The sequence below is a fragment of the Mesorhizobium sp. BR1-1-2 genome (assembly GCF_020165435.1).
Taxonomy (GTDB): Bacteria; Pseudomonadota; Alphaproteobacteria; order Rhizobiales; family Rhizobiaceae; genus Mesorhizobium.
This window is the reverse complement of record NZ_JAIUID010000001.1, coordinates 455276-473484: the sequence shown is the minus strand read 5'-3', so window position 1 is coordinate 473484 and position 18209 is coordinate 455276. Positions and strand designations below refer to the sequence as shown.

Sequence of the window (18209 nt, the reverse complement as noted above, 5' to 3'; positions counted from 1 at the left end):
TCAGGCCGCCTCGTCGACCAGCAAGGCGCCGGTCGGCAACCGCCCCATGACGGAAATGGCCTGCGAGGCCGCCGCGACATCGCGCATCGGCGTCGAGTTCAGCGTGGCGACGAGCAGGATTTCGTCGGCCATCGCCACCAGCGGCGAGGCATTGAGATTGTCGGCCAGCGCGCCGCCATCGATGACGACGAGTTCGAAGTCGCGGCCCGCCTGGGCCAACATCTGCTGGGCAAAATAGACGCCTTGCGCTTCCTGGAAGACGGCCTTTGACCGGCCCCTGCCCAAAAGCGCGACATTGCTGCCGGGCGTATACTGGCTCAACGCCTCGATGCCGTATTCGCCGCGCAGCACGTCGAGCACGCCCGGCTGCTGATCTTTCTGGCCGCCGCCGGCATTGGTATCGATGAACAGGATACGGCCGCCCCGGGCTGCCGCGGCATTGGCCAGCAAGCGCGCCACCCTGCCGCGATGCGCGGCGTCCTCGGGCGGCGACGTCACCAGTATGGACGGCACCAGCGGCCAGTCCGGCGGACGCCGGCCCGACGAGAACATGCGCCTCAGCGCCAGCCCTACAACCGCGTCCGTCTTCTGGCTCGCCGCGGCGGCCGTGCCGCCGAAAGGCCACCAGCGACGGGCGTTGCCCGATTTTGCCGGCACCACGCCAAGCACCGGCGCGTCGATGGCCGATTGCATCTGCGCGCTGGAAAGCACCGTGGGCGAGGAATATTCCGCGATCAGCGCCAGGCCGGTGCCGAGACCCAGGCCGCCGAAGAGCGCGCCCAGGACAAGCAGCGACAGCGGCGGCCAGCTCTTCTTCAGGGCCGGCATGGCGCTGGAGATGATCCGCGCATTGGTGCTGTCGACATTGATCTGCTCGCGCGTCTCCTGCACACGCTGCAGATAGTTGGCATAGACGGAGCGGACGGCCTCGAGATCGCGCTGCAACTCGCGCAGCCTGACCGAAGCCTGGTCCGTATCGAGCGACTTGGCCTTCATGCCGGCGACCTTGGCCTCCAGCGCCTGCTGGTTGGCCAACGCCCGCTCGTAGTCGGTCTCGGCAGCCGCCCCGATGCGGCCGAGCTCTCGCGCGATCAGCGCACGCGTGTCGCGCAGCTGCTGCTGCGCCGCGATCATCGAGGGATGGCGTGGCCCAAGTTCCGTGCCGAACTGCGATACCTTGTCGACAAGCGTCGCCTCCTGCGCCCTGAGGCTCGAAATCACCGAGGAGCGCATCGCTTCCGAGGTCGCGTCCGGCGCCCCGCCCGACCTGCGCAATTGGTCGACCTGCGCCTTCAGCGCCGCGGTGCGGCTTTGCGCCGCCGAAAGCTGCGTATTGAGCTCGGTCAGTTCCTGGTCGCTGACCAGATTGCCCGCCGCCATCACCATGTTGTTGGCGGACCTATAGGCCTCGACGGCATTCTCGGCCTGCTGGACGCGCTTGCGCTGCTCATCCAGTCGCGCGGCGATGGCGTCCGAAGCGTCCTTGGCCATCCGCGCGCGTGAGCTCGCCTGATCCGCCAGGTAGGCCTGCGCGATCGCATTGGCCAGCATCGCCGACTTCTCGGCGTTCTTGGTCGTGACAATCACCTCGATGACCAGCACCTTGTCCGCTCGCCGCACCGCCAGACGTGCGCGCAACGCATCGATCGTCTTGGCCGTCTTGTCGGCTTCGCCCGACCCCGAACCCAGCAATCCGCCGAGTAAGCGTCCCAGCATGCCCTGCCCGTTGAATTCAGGATCCTCGGTCAGGTTGGTCGCCTTGATGGCCCTGAGCAGCACCCCCGTCGACTGGACGACGCTGACCTGGCTTTCCACACGGGTTATGCCGCCGTCGGGCGGCACCTGGCTCGGATTGACGTCGTTGCTGACCACCTGCAGGTCTTGCGGATCGATGATGATTTCCGCCGCCGAGCTGTAGAGCGCCGGCGTCAAAAGCCCATAGAGCAATGCGCCGAGGGTCAGCAGCGCGGTGATGGCAAAGATGAGGAAACGGCGGCGCACCAATATGCGCCTCAGGTCGCCCAGCTCGACGGTCGAGGCCGGGTAGGACGGCGCCGTCGGAACCGCTTCGGGAGCGTATTGCATCGCCTCCGGAGCGTATTGTTGCGGCAACGAGAGCAGGGATGATTGCAAGGGTCGCTCCGACAACACTCCATGCGCCTGCAAAGATCAAATTGCGGCTTTGTCTTAGCTATGCTTCCAACTGTTAAAACACTGTTAATTATATTGAGAGCTCTTGTGATTTTTGGCACGGAGTTTGCCTAGGAGTGGCACGGGGTGTTGACACGACGCCGGCAGCGGGGAAACGACATGGAATGGGGCAATGCGTCACCAGTCCGGCCGTTTCCCGCGCCCAAGATCGAACACCGACCCAATATCGAACATCACAACGATGAGGATGCGACATGCAGGTGAGCCTGCGCCTGGACAGCGAATGCCCGCGTGCCTTTCACCTGACGCTGCTGGAGCGTCTGGCGGCGCTGGCGCATGTCGAGGTCTTCGTCGATGTCAGGCCGGCCGAGGGCGCCATACCACTCAGCGCCGCGGCGCTGTTTCAGCTGGAGACGGCCATCCATGGTCTGCCCGCGAACGGGCTGGCCAAACGCCTGCCGCTTTCGGCGCTCGCGCCCTATCGGGCGCCGCCGGCGGCGCCCGATCTGGTGATCGACCTCTGCGGCGACGTGCAGCGCGAAGGAACACGCGTCTGGCGCGTGACCTATGACGGCGCCGCGGGCGAAGCGGCCCTGCTGGCGCTGATCCTCGATGGGCGCACGCCGACTGCCCGTATAGAGGAAAACGGCGCGAACGTCGCCGAAGGCCGCCTGGGCACCGAATATGGCGGCATCGCGCTTGCGTCGTTCCAGGATATGCTGGCGCGCACCGCGAGCCTGATCCTGGCGGCGATTACCGGCGCGGCGCGGCACGCTCTCCCCGTCCTGCCGGAGCCGGCGCACGGCAACGCCGCGCCCGCCATGCCGTCCGCCGCCAAGCTTGGCGTCAGGGCCGGCAAGGCACTGGCGCGGCGCGTCGTCCAGAAGATCTATCATCTCTGCTACAACGCCCCGCACTGGAAGGTCGGCTGGCGGCAAACGCAGGGGCAGGATCTGCTCGACCTGCGCGCCCATCCGGCAACGGGCTGGCAGGTGCTGCCCGACGACGGCAGCCGCTTCTATGCCGACCCGTTCCCGATCCTCTATCAGGGCAAGGTGACCCTGTTCGTCGAGGACTATATCCACCGGCTGGGCCGGGCCATCATTTCCGCCGTGCCGTTCGGCCCGTCGGGGCCGATCGGCCGCCCGGAACCGGTGCTCGACCTGCCCTACCACCTGTCCTATCCGTTCGTCTTCGAGCGCGACGGCGAAGTCTGGATGGTGCCGGAGAGCTGCGCCAACCGCACGGTCGACCTCTACCGCGCCACCGCCTTCCCTGGTGGCTGGGTCAAGGAAGCGACGCTGCTGTCAGATATCGTCGCCAGCGACGCCACCCTGGTCGAGCATGGCGGACGATGGTGGCTGTTCGCCACCGTCAAGGACGGCGGCGGCGCCTTTTCCGATGCGCTGCATCTGTGGTCGGCGCCGGACTTTCGCGGGCCGTGGACGCCGCACCCCAAGAACCCCGTGCTGATCGACATCGCCTCGGCGCGGCCGGCGGGCCGCATGGTCGAACGCGACGGCCAATTGCTGCGCCCCGTGCAGGACTGCCGAAGGAGTTATGGCGCGGCGCTCGGCATCGCACGCATTGTTCACCTCGATTTGGACGGCATGAGCCAGGTTGTCAAAACCATCCTGACGCCTGGCGCGCTATGGAGCGGACGCAAGCTGCACACGCTCAACGAGGCGGGCGGCCTTGAATTCATCGACGGTTCCGCGATTGCACCGCGCTGGAAGCAAAGGAACGGCAGGCGCTGACGACGGCCTGCGCATAAGCTCGATACGGCCCTCCGGCAAAAAGCCCCCGCCAGTCAAGGCCGGCGGGGTGAGGCTCTGGAGTAAGCCGGAATCGGTCCGGCATGGATCAACGTATGGCGCGAAGGTTGGTTGCGGCGCCAGAAGCGCATTCCCTTTCCCCTTTTTGGGCCCTTGTGGAAGAACCGCCCTCGCCCTAGCCGCAATCCCGCCTTTCTTGTCGCGAAATTCTCCTCCTCCGTATGCATGTTGTAAGTCGTTTAATCCGGGATAGATTGCATCCAGAAGGGCGCCAGACGATCGCGCCGGGAGGAATTCGCCATGTCCGACAGCGCCTTGCCGCTGGTCATCAGCGCGCCCGAACCGCGCACGCTCGACCTCATCTTCACGCCGCCGCAGCTGGCGCGCTTCAAGGCGAAATATCGCATCGTCGAGACGACGCCGGACGGCGTGGCGAAACTGCCGGCCGATGTGCTGGCCGAGGCCCGCTACATCGTCGGCCAGCCGCCGATCGCGGCCGAGACGCTGGAGAAGATGAAGGCGCTGCGCTGCGTCTTCAATGTCGAGAGCAACCTCATCGACAACATGCCCTATGAAACGCTGTTCGCGCGCGGCATCCATGTCGTCACAACGGGTCTGGTCTTTGCCGAGCCGGTGGCCGAGCTCGGCCTTGCCATGGCGCTCAACCTCGCCCGCGGCATCGTCGATGCCGACCTTGCCTTCCGCAAGGGCGAGGAATTGTGGGGCGGCGACGGCAACCGGACGGCGCGGCTGTTGTCAGGCGCCGATGTCGGCATCGTCGGCTTCGGCGATCTCGGCCGCGCGCTGAACCGGCTGCTGTCGGGTTTCCGCACCAGGACAAAAGTCTTCGATCCCTGGCTGCCGCCGTCGATCCTGATCGACAATGGCGTCGAGCCGGCCTCGATGGACGAGGTGCTGTCCGCCAGCGACTTCGTCTTCGTCGTCGCCTCGGTGACCAGCGAGAACCAGGGCTTCCTCGGCGCCGACGCCTTTGCCAGGATGCGCAAAGGCGCGGCCTTCATCCTGCTCAGCCGCGCCGGCGTGGTCGACTTCCCTGCTTTGATGGCAGCGGTGAAGAGTGGCCATATCCTCGCCGCCAGCGACGTCTTCCCCGAAGAACCGCTGGCGCGGGACCACCCGGTGCGCGCCTTGCCCGGCTTCCTGCGCTCGGCTCACCGCGCCGGCGCGCTCGATATCGCCTTCAAGCGCATGGGCGACATGGTGCTGGAGGACATGGACCTGATCGATCGCGGCCTGCCGCCGCTGCGTTCTAAGCGCGCCGAGCGCGAAACGGTCTCGCGCATGCGTTCCAAGCCGGTGGACAGGAACTGACGGGTGGCTGGGTCCGCGCAAATCGGCGGGCCTTCGCATCGCCTTCGCGTCGCTTGACAAAAGCATGGCCAGCGACGACCCTCGACCGGCCCATCGGGGAGAAATCGACGCGCAACGCCTATGAAAAGCTGAGGCTCGGCAAACGGCAGGGGTCGTCGGCGGTAACGGCGCAGCCGGCGGGCCCAGGGCCAATCGGTCCGGCCGGCCAAGCGGTCCGGTTTTCTTTTTTCGCCATGGCAAGGCGGCAAGAGCGGCCCTTGCCATGAGGCTGTCGAAAACGCGACGGAGCGCGATGCTCAACACGATCGATTATGGCGGCAAGGAAGCCGATATCGTCCACGCACTGGAGGAAGACATCATCTTCGGCAGGCTGGCGCCCGGCGCGCGCCTGGTCGAGGACGTGCTGCTCGCCCGCTTCCCGGTGTCGCGCCATACCATCCGACAGGCGCTCTATCAGCTCGAAAGGCTAGGCGTCGTCACGCGCGAGCGCAACAAGGGCGCCATGGTGCGGCGGCTGTCGCCCGACGAGGTGCGGCAGATCTACGAGGTGCGCGAGATGCTGCAGCGGCAGGCGGCGCTGATGATCCGCCTTCCCGCGAGCGACGCGCTGATCGAAGAGCTGACGCAGATCCTTCGCATCTATAACGGCCATGTCGAGAGCGGCTATCTGCGCGGCATCCACGAGGCCAATGACCGTTTCCATCTCACCATGTTCTCGGCCTGCGGCAATGCCTATCTGGTGGCCTCGATCGAGCATTACATGCGCCTCAGCCTGCCGGTGCGGGCCAATTCGCTGGCCGACAGGGAAAAGCTCGACATCTCGCGCCAGCACCACGCAATGATGATCGAGGCGCTCAAGCGCCGGGACAATTGGGTGCTGGCGCAGCTCTGCGTCGACCATTTGCAGCCCAGCAAGACGTTCTATCTCCAGGAAATCGAGAGCGGCGACGCCGGCTGAAACCGGGCCGACAGAAGGCAGCAGCAGCGGATGAGCGAGTCCGGTCGCTGCAAATCTAACGATGCAGCCAAACGAAGAAAAAAGCGGAAAGTTTCGCGGGCGTGGAAGAATATATTTCTTCAGACCGGCCGTGGGCGGGCACGGCGAACCGGAACTTTCCTCCGAACCTTCCGTTTCTTTGACGATCGTTGCTTCGACGGTCGAAGAGCAACAGGGAAGGATCCTATCATGAACATCAAGATGATCTGCGTCGGCGCGATGACACTTTCGATGCTCGCGGGCTCGGCCCTCGCCGCCGCGAACAAGGGCACGTCGGCACTCGACGATCCGGCCAAGATGCAGCCGTTCTACACCGACTCCAGCATGAAGAAGATGCGCAGTGGTGACGAGTTCGCGAAGGTGTGGAAAGCGCTCACTCCGGAAGACCAGAAGATGATGATGACGGCCTGCGAGGATGAGGCCAAGGACGCCAACGCCGCCAACAGCCATCCGGAGTTCTGCAGCAGCGTCAAGGCGAATGGCGGCAGCAAATAGACCGGCGGCGAGCAGGCTTTTATAGCCCGTATCCTGAGACAGCCCCGGCCCGCGGGGCTGTTGTCATGCGCCGATGCGCCGGCCGGTTTCGGCGTCGAACAGATGCGCGCAGGCGCGGTCGACCTGGATGCGCACCGGCTGGCCCTGCTTGAGCGCCAGCCGCTCGCGGAAAAGGCAGTCTATCTCCTCGCCGCCGCAGTCGACCTTGGCGAATATCTCCGAGCCGGTCGCTTCCAGCAGCGTGACGCTGCCCGGGATGCCGTCGCTGCTGGCGCGGATGTGTTCGGGGCGGATGCCGTAGACCAACTCCCCGCCCGGGATCTGCGCCGGGTGAAGCGGCGCCGGCAGCGGCAGGGTCAGCCCGCCTGCGCTGCGGAAGATGCCTTCCTCGATGCGGCCGCGAATGAAATTCATGGCGGGCGACCCGATGAAGCCGGCGACGAAGAGATTGGCCGGCCGGTCGTAGAGGTCGAGCGGCGCGCCGACCTGCTCGACCAGGCCATCATGCAGCACCACGATCTTGTCGGCCATGGTCATCGCCTCGATCTGGTCATGCGTGACATAGATGGTGGTGGTGCCCAGCCGTTGGTGCAGCGCCTTGATCTCGCCGCGCATCTGCACGCGCAGCTTGGCGTCCAGGTTGGAGAGCGGCTCGTCGAACAGGAAGACCTGCGGGTCGCGCACGATGGCGCGCCCCATGGCGACACGCTGGCGTTGGCCGCCCGAAAGCTGGCGCGGGAAGCGGTCGAGCAGCTTTTCCAGGCCGAGGATGCTCGCCGCCCTGTTGACGCGGCCGGCGGTATCGGCCGGATCGGCTTTCTTGATCTTGAGCGCGAAGCCCATATTGTCGGCCACTGTCATATGCGGGTAGAGCGCGTAGTTCTGGAACACCATGGCGATGTTGCGATCGCGCGCCCTGAGATCGTTGACGACCCGCTCGCCGATGGCGATCCTGCCACCCGAAATCGTCTCCAGCCCCGCGATCATGCGCAGCAGCGTCGACTTTCCGCAGCCCGAAGGTCCGACCAGGATGACGAACTCGCCGTCGGCGATGTCGACGCTGACGTCGTGAATGATCCTGGTCGCTCCGAATGCCTTCTGCACATTGTTGATCGTCACCGCTGCCATTTCATGTCCTCACCTGGAAAGAGTGTCGTCGGCTTCAGCCGCCCTTGACCGCGCCGGCGGTCAGCCCGGCGACGATCTGCCTTTGCGCGAACATGGTCAGCACCAGCACCGGCAGCGTCACCACCAGTGCGGCGGCGGCCAGCGGCCCCCAGCTCACCTGCTCGTAGGAGAGCATGTTGTAGACCGCGACCGGCAGGGTCCGCGTCTCTCGGCTGGCCAGCACCACGCCGAAGACGAAATTGTTCCAGGAGAAGATGATGGACAGGATGAAGGCCACCACGATGCCCGGCCTGGCGATGGGCAGCGCGACCAGCCGGAATACCTGCCAAGAGGAGGCGCCGTCCATGCTGGCGGCCTCCTCCAGCTCCATCGGCGTGGTCTCGAAATAGCCGATCATCACCCAGACCACGATCGGCACCGTGACCACGAGATGGATGATGATCTGCGGCCATAGCGTGCCCAGTATGCCCGCCCACTGGAACAGCAGGAACAGCGGGATGAGATAGGACAGCCCCGGCGTCATGCGCGCGATCATGATGACAACCGCCGACCGTTCGGCCTTGAGCCGCGCTATGCCGTAGCCGGCAGGCACGCCGATCAGCAGCGCCAAGAGCGTCGCCGTGCCGGTCACCAGCACCGAGTTCCAGAAGTAGAGCAGGAAATTGTTCTCCTCGAACACCTTGGCATAGTTCGACCAGGCCACATGCTCGGGGATGAAGACCGGCGGCGAGGCGCCGTTGTCGATCTCGAATTTCAGGGACAGCGAGATCATCCAGAGGAAGAACAGGATCGCCGGCGAGACGAAGACCAGGGCGGCGAAGAACAGGCCGATCCGGTTGAGCAGTCGCGAACGCATCTATTTGCCCTCCCCGTCGGTCCAGCGGCTGCGCTGGCGCAGCATCAGCAGGACGAAGGACAGCGCTACGATAAGAACGAAGAACACCACCGCCATGGCCGAGCCGTAGCCGATGTCGTAATAGGAGAAGGCGATGTTGTAGAGATAGATGTTGATGGTCTCGGAGGCCGTGCCTGGCCCACCCTGGGTCATCGCATAGATGATGTCGAAGCTCTTCAGCGCGTCGATCGTGCGGATGATCACCGCGATCATCAGGAACGGCGCGATCATCGGCAAGGTCAGGTAACGGAACTGCTGCCAGGCATTGGCGCCGTCGATCTCGGCGCTCTCGAAGGGTTCGCGCGGCACCGAGGCCAGCCCGCCCAGCACGATCAGCATCACCAGCGGCGTCCACTGCCAGGTCTCGACTGCGACCAGCGAGGGGATGACCGTCCTGGCGTTGAAAATCCATTCCTGCGCCGGAATGCCGACCAGCGACAGAAGGTAGTTGAGCACGCCGAGTTGCGGATGGAACATCATCGTCCAGACCAGCGCCACGGCGACGGGCGTGGCCATCATCGGCATCACGAAAATGCCGCGCAGCACGCCGCGCAGCGGGAACCGGGCATCGAAGATCAGCGCCGCGATGGTGCCGAGAAGCATCGGCGCGGCCACCGAGAGGAAAGTGTAGGACAAGGTGTGCGCGAGCGATTCCCAGAACCGCCCATCGCCGACCAGTCGCAGATAGTTCTCCATCCCCGCGAAGCTTCGCGACTGGCCGAGCGTCCAGCGGTTGACGCTCATCCACAGCGTGAAGGCCCAGGGAAAGACGATGACGGCGCCGACGACGACCAGCGCGGGGACGACGAAGGGCCAGTAGCTGGGAGCCAGCTTGACGGGCCGGCCCCCTTCGCTTGCCTGTTTCGTCACCCCGGCGCGATCGATCGTCACCCCGGTGCGATCGATCGTCGCCCCCGCGCGATCCGTCGTCGCCCCGGCGCGATCGATCGTCGCCCCGGCGCGCTCTGGGGCAGTTGGGGACATCAGCCTTGCTCGCTCCTGTCGAGGACCGGCTGGAACTGCTCCGTCGCCTTCTTCAGTTCCTCCGCCGGGTCGGCCCCGGCGAGCAGGTTGCTGAGCGCCACGCCATAGATGTCGCGGAACTCGGTGACCGGGATGATGACCGGCAGCGCCAGCCGGCTGACATTGCCGGAGCCGACCACGGCGTCGAGCCAGCTCGCCGGCATGGTCACGCCCTGGCGCACCTTGGGGTCTTCCAGCACAGATTTGCGGAACGGCACACCGGCACCTGCCTGCAGCAGCCGGGCGCCCATGCCGGCCGACACCGCCCATTGGCAAAAGAGATAGGCGGCTTCCTTCTTCTCGCTGGCCGTGGTCACGCCGAGCCCGTCGCCGAACGTACCCGAGGCGTGCGCCTTGGGGCCCTTGGGCATGACGCCGTAGCCGACCTTGCCGACCACCCTCGACTTCTCCGGATTTTCCATCGGCGGCGCGAAACCGACGCCGTCGAACCACATGCCGATCTTGCCTTGCAGGAAGGCGGATTGCGCTTCGGCCCAGTTGAAGCCGGTAACGCCGGGCGGCGCGGATTTGGTCATCAGCCGCTGGTAGAGGGCGGCCGCCTCGACCGCTTCGGGCGCGGTGGTGCGCAGCTTGCCCTTGTCGTCGAGCGGCGTCATGTCGTAGCCGAGCATCAGCGAGGTCCAGACCGGCGTGTTGGCGTTCTTGAGGCCGCGCGCGACGAAACCGTAGGTGTTGGTCGACGGGTCGGTCAGCGCCTCCGCGGCCGCAACGAGCTGATCGAAGGTTTCGGGGTATTTGAGGCCCTTGGCCTCGAACAGCTCCTTGTTCCAGTAGATTATCCAATAGTCGACCGAGAACGGCAGCGAGCGCAGCACGCCCTCGCCGTCCTTGGCGAACAGCATGCCGGCATCGGCAAAGTCCTTTTCGACCAGGCTCGGCTCGGTCAGCGTCGGGTCGGCAAGGTAGCCCGATATGTCGGCCAGCCAGCCGCCCTTCTCGAACTGCCGCTTCTGCACATGGTAGCTCAGATGCACGACGTCGAAGCTGGGTTTGCCGGAGCTGAGCTCGATGACCGTCTTCTGGCGCTGCTGCTGCTCGGGCGTCGCCTCGGCATTGACCTTGATGCCCGTCAGCTCCTCGAACTCGGCGAGATATTTGATCAGCGTGTCGCTGCGCGGGCTTTTCACCAGATTGACGTCGAGCGTCGTGCCGGCGAAACGCTTCCAGTCGACGCCGGCGGCAAGGCTCGGGCGGATACCGGCAAGGCCGGCGCCGGCGAGCATGGCGGCGCCCGCAAGGAGCTGCCTTCTGTTTGGGTTGAATGGATTGGACGGCATTTCTTCCTCCCGGTTGCTGTCGTTGTCGATTGCACCGCGATAGGCACGGCGCGGCCTGCTTCCTCAGATATGGAGCGCCAGCCGGCGCGCATTGTCGATATGCTGGCTGATCGCCTCGACCGCCTTTTGCGGATTGCGGCTTTCGAGGGCTTCGATCACGCTCAGATGCTCGCGCATCACCGGCACCACGCGGCCGTCGATGCGGAACCGTTCCTGGTGGATCAGGCGGATCTTCACCGAATTGACCAGATAGGCCTTGGCAATGATCTCGTTGCCGAGCGCATCGATGAAAGTGTCGTGCATGGCCCAGTCGATGGTCTGAGCCCTGGCCTCCATCTCCGGCGTCGGGGTCTGCGCCAGCGCCTGCGCCAGCATGTCCTCATGCTCGCGGCGCAAGCGCGCGAGTTCGCCGTCGGAGGCGCTGACGGTGAACAGCGCCACCGCCTCGCGCTCCATGAACAGGCGGAACTGGAAGGCCTCGCGGATCAGGCTGATGTCGATATGCGCGATCTGCATGCCGCGCTGCGGGATCGTCGTCAACAGCCCCTCGGCTTCCAGGCGCGGCACGATCTCGCGGATGGCGCCGAGCGGCAGGCCGGTGAACGCGACGAGTTCGCGCTGCGACACGAACTGGCCCGGCTTGAGGTCGCGGGCCAGCAAATGCCGCGTGAAGCTGGCATAGGCCTGCTCCCGCAGATTTGTCTGGTCGCCGCCATTGGCCATTTCAGTGCTTCCTTCCCCGTCAGGCCGCCGCGGCCGCGAAAAGAGTGTTGTAGGCAGCGCCAAGCTGCTGGCGCTCCGGCGCCGCGATCGGCTCGAGCGGCGGCCGCACCGCCAGCCAGCGCTCGTCGCCGGTCTTGCGCGCCACCATCACCTTGACCGCGGGAATGACCGGGTGCTTGAGCAACTCGAGCACGAAACGCTCGACGCGCACGTCGTCGTGCCCTTTCTCGGCCATGGCGAGGACCTCGCCGGCGGCGAAATTGGCCATGCCCGAAATCGCGCCCTGGCCACCGATCCTGACCGCCCGCGCCAGATGCCGCTCGTCGCCGATCAGGATCACCAGATCGCCATGGGCACCGAGCAGCGCCTCGCTATAGGCCCAGTCGCCGCCGGAATCCTTGACGCCGGCGACCACGTCCGGAAACGCCTGGCGCAGCCGGCCGATCAGCCCAAGCGAAAGCTGCACCGTGGTGACCGAGGGAATGTTGTAGAGCAGCACGCCGCGGGCCAGCGGACCGAGAGCGGCAAAGACGGCGGAAAACCAGCCGAAAAGTCCATCGTCGCCGATATTCTTGAAATAGCTGGGAGGGGCAAGGAGGATGTTACGGGCGCCGCGCTGCAAGGCATGCCGAGCCTGCTCGGCTGCATCCTCGGCCGCATCGACCAGCACGCCTGCGACAAGCTGATGCGGCGCGATGCCGGCCGCCAGCATCTCCTCGGTGACAGCCCCCCGCTCCCCGGTGCCGACCGAAGCGCCCTCCCCGGTGGTGCCGAAAAGCGTCACGCTGGTGCAGCCCTGCGCCAGGCAGCTCCGGGCCAACGTCACCATGGGTGGAATGAGGATTTGCCCCGACGCATCGAAAGGCGTGGCCAGGGCAACCGAAAGACCAAAACGCGATGTCACCAGCGAGTCTCCCAAAAGAGCAGTGCGCAGGTAGTGCTATCACGCTAACATGTTAGTCGTAAATAGGGCGGATGCAAATTTACGGAAACGCAGGTTGTGATGGTTCCGGTGCAGGCTCTATCCATGCCCAAGGCCCGTTTGTGCCGTTTTTCCTTTTTCCTGCCATGTTGCGCTGCGAAAGATTTGTTGCATTGCGATACGATCCGCCCCGGCCGACAATGGCCGCGGGTTGGGCTTGCACGAAGGATTTGTCGTGGCAGCATCGTTCCGACCCGATATCGAGGGAATGCGCGCACTGGCGGTAGCCGGTGTCGTCGCCTATCATTTCGGCCTCACCGCCCTGCCCGGCGGCTTTGCTGGGGTCGACATCTTCTTCGTCATCTCCGGCTATCTCATCACAAGACACCTTTTGCAGGAGATCGGCGAGAGCGGCCGGCTGAATCTGTGGCGCTTCTATGCCCGCCGCGCCCGGCGGTTGCTGCCGGCCTCGCTGTTCGTCATCCTCGCCACGCTGCTGGCCGGCGCCTTCATCCTGTCGCCGGAGGAACAGGCGCTCTATTCGAAGGGCGCGATGTTTGCCTCGGCCTATATGATCAACCTGTGGCTGATCCGCTGGTCGTTCGACTATTTCGCCTCCGATGCCGCCAACAACCCGTTCATCCATTTCTGGTCGCTATCGGTGGAGGAGCAGTTCTACCTCGCATGGCCGGCGCTGCTTGTTCTCGCCGCATGGCTGCGGCCGGGACGGCGCGCGGCCATCGTGGTCATCGGCGTCACCGGCCTGGTGTCGTTCGTGGCCTGCGCCTGGCTGACCAGCGTTTCGCCGCCCTGGGCTTTCTATTTCTCGCCGCTGAGGGCCTGGGAGTTCGCCGCCGGCGGGCTTGCCACGATGGTGCCGGCAAATTTCCTCCGGTACCACCCGCGGCTGCGCGCCGCGCAAGGCTGGCTCGGCCTGGCGCTGATCGTGCCCGCCTATCTGCTGCTGGACGAGGCGCTGCCCTTCCCCGGCCTGCTGGCGCTGCTGCCGGTCGTCGGCACGGTGCTGCTGCTGGTCAGCGGGGCAGGCGAGCGCCAAGCGGGTGGCAAGCTGGCCGGCGGGCCCACGGCTGTCCTGTCGCTGCCGCCCATGCAATGGATCGGCAGGCTCTCCTATTCGCTCTATCTCTGGCACTGGCCGGTCATCGTCTATGCGGGAATGGTCACCGCGGAGCTTTCCGGGCTGGATAGGTTTGCCTGCCTGGCACTGACGCTGATGCTCTCCATCTTCACCTATCACGTCGTCGAAAACCCCGTTCGCCGCAACGGCTGGCTGATGGCAAGCGCCGCCCGCGCGCTCGTGCCCGCGGCGCTGCTGACCGGCGCCGGCGTGGTCGCGGCCTACGCCAACGCCAAGTTTGCCGTTCACGAACTCGATCCGGAGCAGCGCGTCATCGCCCAAAGTGCGGCGCGTCCATCCACCGCGCGCGCCAGGGGCGGCTGCGTGCTCGACTACGAGACTGTCACCCCGAAGCCCTGCGTGTTTGGCGCCAAGGATGCGAAAGGCACGATCGCGCTGTTTGGCGATTCACATGCCGACCACTGGTCGACGCCGCTGATCGAGGCAGCCGAAAAGCGCGATTATCGGGTGGTTACCTGGCTCAAGTCCTCGTGCCGGGCGTCCCGGCTATCGACATGGTCGAGCAAGCTGAAGCGCAACTACGCCGAATGCGACCAGTGGCGCGAGCAGTCGATCAAGGAGATCCTGGCGCTGAGGCCGGCCCTGGTGGTGATCTCGGAAATCGCCCTGACCAGCTCGCGCAAGATGGCGGCCGGCAAGGATGAGCCCGACAGCCAGGACGCGGAGTGGAAGGCGGGCCTGCGTTCGACGCTGGAGACGTTCAGCAAAGCCGGGCTGAAGGTCGCCTTCATCCGCGACGTGCCCTTCAACGACGAGCAGGTCGACACCTGCGTGGCGCGTGCGCTGTGGCGCGGCGACACGCCCTCGCTCTGCGACCAGACGCGTGCCTATGCCGCCAACGACGCCATGGCCGCGGTGGAGCGAGACGTCGTGCGCAGCATTCCGAACGCCAGCTATGTCGATATGACCGACCAGTTCTGCAACCAGACCACCTGCCACGTCTTCATCGGCGGCAAGATCGCCTTCCGCGACCGCCACCATCTGGCGACGGCCTTCGCCGAGACGCTGGAGAAGCCGCTGGAAAAGGCACTGTTTTAGAAGGGTTAGCCCGCTGCCGACGAAGTCGCTCCGTCACGGCGCGCGCGGGCGCGAAACATTGCTTTACCGACTCTACGGGAACGGTGCCGCGTGGGCAGCGTTTATTAGAGGGACCTTAAGAGGAGGTTGTCATGAAGAAACTCTTGCTCGCATCCGTGCTTGCCGTCGCTTCGGCGGTGGCGGTGATGGCCCCGGCAAATGCCGCCAGCATCACGCTTGGCATCGGCAACGGCTATGACGACGATTATTATGTTCCCAGATATCGTCACCATTATCGCGATTATTCCGACGATGACGGCTACTATGGCCGTTACAGCATGTATGACGAGAGCTATCGTCCGCGTTACTACGGTCATCGTCGCTGCCACACCGAGGTGATCAAGCACTGGCGTCATCACCATCGGGTCATCGAGAGGGTCCGTGTCTGCCGACGTTGAACTGACAATTGATCCGGCCGGCATCGCGCCGGCCGGATTGTAGTGCACAGCCCATGCCCAGGAATGGCGCTGCCCCGTCACCCGGGTCCTATTTTCGCACCATCATCCCGTAGTGCATCGCCAGCAGATCGAGCCCGATTCTCAACAGCTTTGCCGCCACGTCCCTGCCCTCGCTCATCTCTCCCGCCACGCCTCTGACCGACTGCTCCAAGCACACGATCTTCCGCACCACGTCGACCACCTCCCAATGGCCGAGCGCGCGGGTCGCGGCGGCGTGCGACCGTCCGGCATTGAGCACGCTGTCGGTGATGCCGCCGCTTATCCTGTCGCCGTCGACGCGTTCGCTCCAGCGCATCGGCTTGATACCAGCCTGCTGGCTGGCGCGGAAATCCTCGCGGTAGCGCAGGCCAGCCTCGCGCTGCTGGTGCGACAGCGAGGTGATGCCCAGCAGCGGATCGATGCTGCGCACCCGCACGATACCACCGGTGGAGGTATGGCCGTCATTGGACACCTCATAGACGCGCCGCGCCTCCGACGTGCCGGTTGCGAGCCGCTTGCGGCCGAACTCGTCGTCCCGCAACGCGAAATCATGGCCAACCTCGCGGCGGATGCGCACCTGCTCGGCCTCGCCCTTCGGCAGCTTCGGCGTCTGCGGTTTAGCTGATCTGGCGGCTTTCTTGCTCATGGCTGCGTCCTTGTGGGGGAGTGGATGAGGTGCTGGCTGGCTAGGCCGCGATCCCTGGCGAAATTGGCTGCGTGCGCCGGAACCAGCGGCGAGGCTGGGCGTTGTGCCGCACCAAAACCAACAGGAGGTATGCCCATGACCGCCTTCATGCCGGTGACCTTGCGCTTCTGCGACAACAAGACCATGCTGGTGGGCTCCATCGCCCAGGCGGCGACCGCGCTTCGCCGGCAATGGCCTGACAAGACGGCCACCGCCTATCTGGATGCGACAAGGCTGGTCAGGCTCGCCATCGATGGCAGTTGCCGCCAGCGGGTCGCCTTCGAAGCTTTCACCAAGGCGGCAGGACAGCAGGGGCTGCTGGTGGCGAAGCCGCGTAGCCGCGCCCATGAATGGCTCGACGCCGCCGCGGGCCCGTGAGGCTGCTGAAAACGTGATGCAACCGCGCCGCCGCCTTGCACGTTGACAGTGGCTGGCTTTCGAGCCGCGCGCAACGCCAAGGTAAGTGCCGTGGGTACAATGAAAACAGGATCTCCGCTCAAAGTATGCCTGGACGGGCATGTCGAGGTGATCGACAGCGTCGCTGAGGCAGCCGACTTCCTGCAGCGCTGGCCGGTTGAACGGCGTGGTCACGTCTACCGCAGTGCGCTCAACGCGTGCAGCGCAGCCATCGCGGCGCAGATTTCGCACGCCGACGCGATGAAAGCGTTCATCGGCTTCGCCCGGGTCACCCGTATATTGGCCGGCGATGACGGCCGGCCAACGATGCCTGATGCAATGAGCGTGCGGATGCCAAAGCAGGGCCACGATCTGCCAAAATAAAAGCGTTGCGTGGCCGCCGTTCTCGCCAGATCGTCGACGCTGCAGAAGCAAAGCCGGCGTTGCGGCCAGCTTCTTTCTCCCCGCCTTATGGAGAAAGATGCTTAGTGGGCCAATGAGAGGCGCCAACGCTTCGATACATTGCATCTGAACCAATCTCCCAAAACTCTCGGCTGTATTCCCAATCCTGCACCGGCGTTGCCTCCTGCCGGCATCGTCCCTCGAGAACGGGAGGAAGCTCATCCCGCCTCGCAGACACGCCGGCGGAAGCGCGCCTGGTGATAGGTGCAGTAGCTTTTCATCGCCATTGTGCGCATGCCGCAGCACAGCATGTGGGCGCCGGGCCGGCCGCCGGGCGCATCGTTTTCCGGATTTTGTTCCAGCGTCAGGTCGAGCGGAGCGCGGCAGCGCCCGAACAGGCAGTCGACGAAGCGCATTCCCACGCCATGCGGCTGGCGGCCGATCGGGCTTCGCTGCGGCACCGGCACCTCCAGGCGGTAGGCTTGCCCGTCCGCGATCAGCAAGCCGGCCTCGCGCGCTGCGAGGCGTTCCGCACCTTCACGCTTCGGCACGCGCTTGCGTCCGGCCTTGGCGGCGCGGTCCGCGGCCTTGTCATTCGCCCTCTCGGCTGCCGCGATGCGCTTGCTGTTGGCAAAGCCGATCGAACTCAGCATGGCGTTGCGGTGAACGATGCCGATGATGGCGTCGCGCGACACCGGGCTGCCTCGCGACGCGCTGAACCGAGCCGCGATGCGCGAGGCGGAAAGTCCGTCCGTCAACCAGCCGGCGATCGCCTGCAATTCCTTGTCGCCGTAAAGTGCCATGTCTGGTCTCCGTCCATTGCGCGGCCGCGGCAGCGCGCGACGCCGCCGGCGAGTCTCGGTGTCGGCCCGCCGCAGGCGGTGGGCATTGTCGGGTTCGATCCGGCCTGTCGGCCGTTGGGTTGGCGGCCTCAGTCCGGCCGGCCGTCCAGCGCGGCGAGGCGCGCCTCTGTCGTCCGGTCGGGTGCGGAAACCGCCCTGCCCGTCAGCCTGTCGAGCAGGATCACGGTGCCATCCTCGTTGCGTATCAGGGAGCGGATCCGCACCGCGCCGAATTGGGGGCCGGAGCCGCGGGGAGCGACGGCTCCGGCCGATCCGGCCGCCGGTGACGGGCGGACCGGACGTGCGGCTGATGCATCGGGGCAATCAGCCTCACGCTTCGCCCTGGCCGGGGAGGAGGACAGCCGGGGCGAAAGGGAATGAGCGCTGGCCGGCTCGCGTGAAGCTGGCCTGAGGGCGCTTTCGACTCGAAAGGGGTTGAGCTTTTGCATGAACGGATATAAGCATAACTCAA

General features: G+C 65.4%; 17 protein-coding genes. 8 read left to right on the top strand and 9 right to left on the bottom strand.

Features of this window, described 5'->3' with window-relative positions; translation table 11 throughout:
• Window positions 1–2133 carry a GumC family protein gene (locus LB551_RS02360; RefSeq protein ID WP_224658064.1) on the bottom strand — a complete coding sequence of 711 codons (2133 nt, stop codon included), beginning with the start codon at window positions 2131–2133 and terminating at the stop codon, window positions 1–3.
• A 272-nt stretch (window positions 2134–2405) separates the two neighbouring features.
• Between LB551_RS02360 and LB551_RS02355 the strand changes: the two genes are divergently transcribed.
• From LB551_RS02355 to LB551_RS02340, 4 genes are all read left to right on the top strand, one after another.
• Window positions 2406–3908 carry a formyl transferase gene (locus LB551_RS02355; RefSeq protein WP_224658063.1) on the top strand — a complete coding sequence of 501 codons (1503 nt, stop codon included), beginning with the start codon at window positions 2406–2408 and terminating at the stop codon, window positions 3906–3908.
• Window positions 3909–4226: 318 nt separating this feature from the next.
• Window positions 4227–5258 (top strand): hydroxyacid dehydrogenase, encoded by a 1032-nt coding sequence (locus tag LB551_RS02350; protein WP_224658062.1) that lies wholly within the window; start codon window positions 4227–4229, stop codon window positions 5256–5258.
• 292 nt (window positions 5259–5550) lie between these two features.
• Window positions 5551–6216, top strand: coding sequence for a GntR family transcriptional regulator (locus tag LB551_RS02345; protein ID WP_224658061.1), 666 nt, complete (start codon window positions 5551–5553; stop codon window positions 6214–6216).
• Window positions 6217–6444: 228 nt separating this feature from the next.
• Window positions 6445–6750, top strand: a complete 306-nt coding sequence (locus LB551_RS02340; RefSeq protein ID WP_140552326.1) for a hypothetical protein — start codon at window positions 6445–6447, stop codon at window positions 6748–6750.
• Between the two features lie 63 nt (window positions 6751–6813).
• Here the strand turns inward: LB551_RS02340 and LB551_RS02335 are convergent, their stop codons facing one another.
• The 6 genes from LB551_RS02335 to LB551_RS02310 all read right to left on the bottom strand — a co-directional run bounded on the left by LB551_RS02335 (window position 6814) and on the right by LB551_RS02310 (window position 12721).
• On the bottom strand, window positions 6814–7878 hold the full coding sequence (locus LB551_RS02335; protein WP_224658060.1) for an ABC transporter ATP-binding protein: 1065 nt from the start codon (window positions 7876–7878) through the stop codon (window positions 6814–6816).
• Between the two features lie 34 nt (window positions 7879–7912).
• Window positions 7913–8734, bottom strand: a complete 822-nt coding sequence (locus LB551_RS02330; RefSeq protein WP_140499101.1) for a carbohydrate ABC transporter permease — start codon at window positions 8732–8734, stop codon at window positions 7913–7915.
• Entirely contained in the window at window positions 8735–9757 is a 1023-nt protein-coding gene (locus tag LB551_RS02325) for a carbohydrate ABC transporter permease (RefSeq protein WP_224658059.1), read from the bottom strand.
• Window positions 9757–11094, bottom strand: coding sequence for an ABC transporter substrate-binding protein (locus LB551_RS02320; RefSeq protein WP_224658058.1), 1338 nt, complete (start codon window positions 11092–11094; stop codon window positions 9757–9759). The genes LB551_RS02325 and LB551_RS02320 overlap by 1 nt, the downstream gene beginning before the upstream one ends.
• A 63-nt stretch (window positions 11095–11157) precedes the next feature.
• Window positions 11158–11817, bottom strand: coding sequence for a GntR family transcriptional regulator (locus LB551_RS02315; RefSeq protein ID WP_140552330.1), 660 nt, complete (start codon window positions 11815–11817; stop codon window positions 11158–11160).
• A 19-nt stretch (window positions 11818–11836) separates the two neighbouring features.
• Entirely contained in the window at window positions 11837–12721 is an 885-nt protein-coding gene (locus LB551_RS02310) for a dihydrodipicolinate synthase family protein (RefSeq protein ID WP_224624283.1), read from the bottom strand.
• A 253-nt stretch (window positions 12722–12974) separates the two neighbouring features.
• Between LB551_RS02310 and LB551_RS02305 the strand changes: the two genes are divergently transcribed.
• Together LB551_RS02305 and LB551_RS02300 are read left to right on the top strand one after the other, a co-directional pair.
• On the top strand, window positions 12975–14936 hold the full coding sequence (locus LB551_RS02305) for an acyltransferase family protein (RefSeq protein WP_224658057.1): 1962 nt from the start codon (window positions 12975–12977) through the stop codon (window positions 14934–14936).
• Window positions 14937–15067: 131 nt separating this feature from the next.
• Window positions 15068–15373, top strand: coding sequence for a hypothetical protein (locus LB551_RS02300; RefSeq protein WP_224658056.1), 306 nt, complete (start codon window positions 15068–15070; stop codon window positions 15371–15373).
• Window positions 15374–15461: 88 nt separating this feature from the next.
• Here LB551_RS02300 and LB551_RS02295 read toward each other — a convergent pair whose 3' ends face one another.
• Window positions 15462–16058: a DUF6456 domain-containing protein gene (locus LB551_RS02295; protein WP_224658055.1), complete on the bottom strand. Its 597-nt coding sequence runs from the start codon at window positions 16056–16058 to the stop codon at window positions 15462–15464.
• 135 nt (window positions 16059–16193) lie between these two features.
• Between LB551_RS02295 and LB551_RS02290 the strand changes: the two genes are divergently transcribed.
• Window positions 16194–16475, top strand: a complete 282-nt coding sequence (locus tag LB551_RS02290) for a DUF982 domain-containing protein (protein ID WP_140552338.1) — start codon at window positions 16194–16196, stop codon at window positions 16473–16475.
• Between the two features lie 99 nt (window positions 16476–16574).
• Window positions 16575–16877: a DUF982 domain-containing protein gene (locus tag LB551_RS02285; RefSeq protein ID WP_224658054.1), complete on the top strand. Its 303-nt coding sequence runs from the start codon at window positions 16575–16577 to the stop codon at window positions 16875–16877.
• Between the two features lie 236 nt (window positions 16878–17113).
• On the opposite strand, the gene LB551_RS02280 is transcribed toward LB551_RS02285, so the two are convergent.
• Complete coding sequence (locus LB551_RS02280) at window positions 17114–17698, bottom strand: GcrA family cell cycle regulator (protein WP_224658053.1); 585 nt, start codon at window positions 17696–17698, stop codon at window positions 17114–17116.
• Window positions 17699–18209 lie beyond the last annotated feature (511 nt).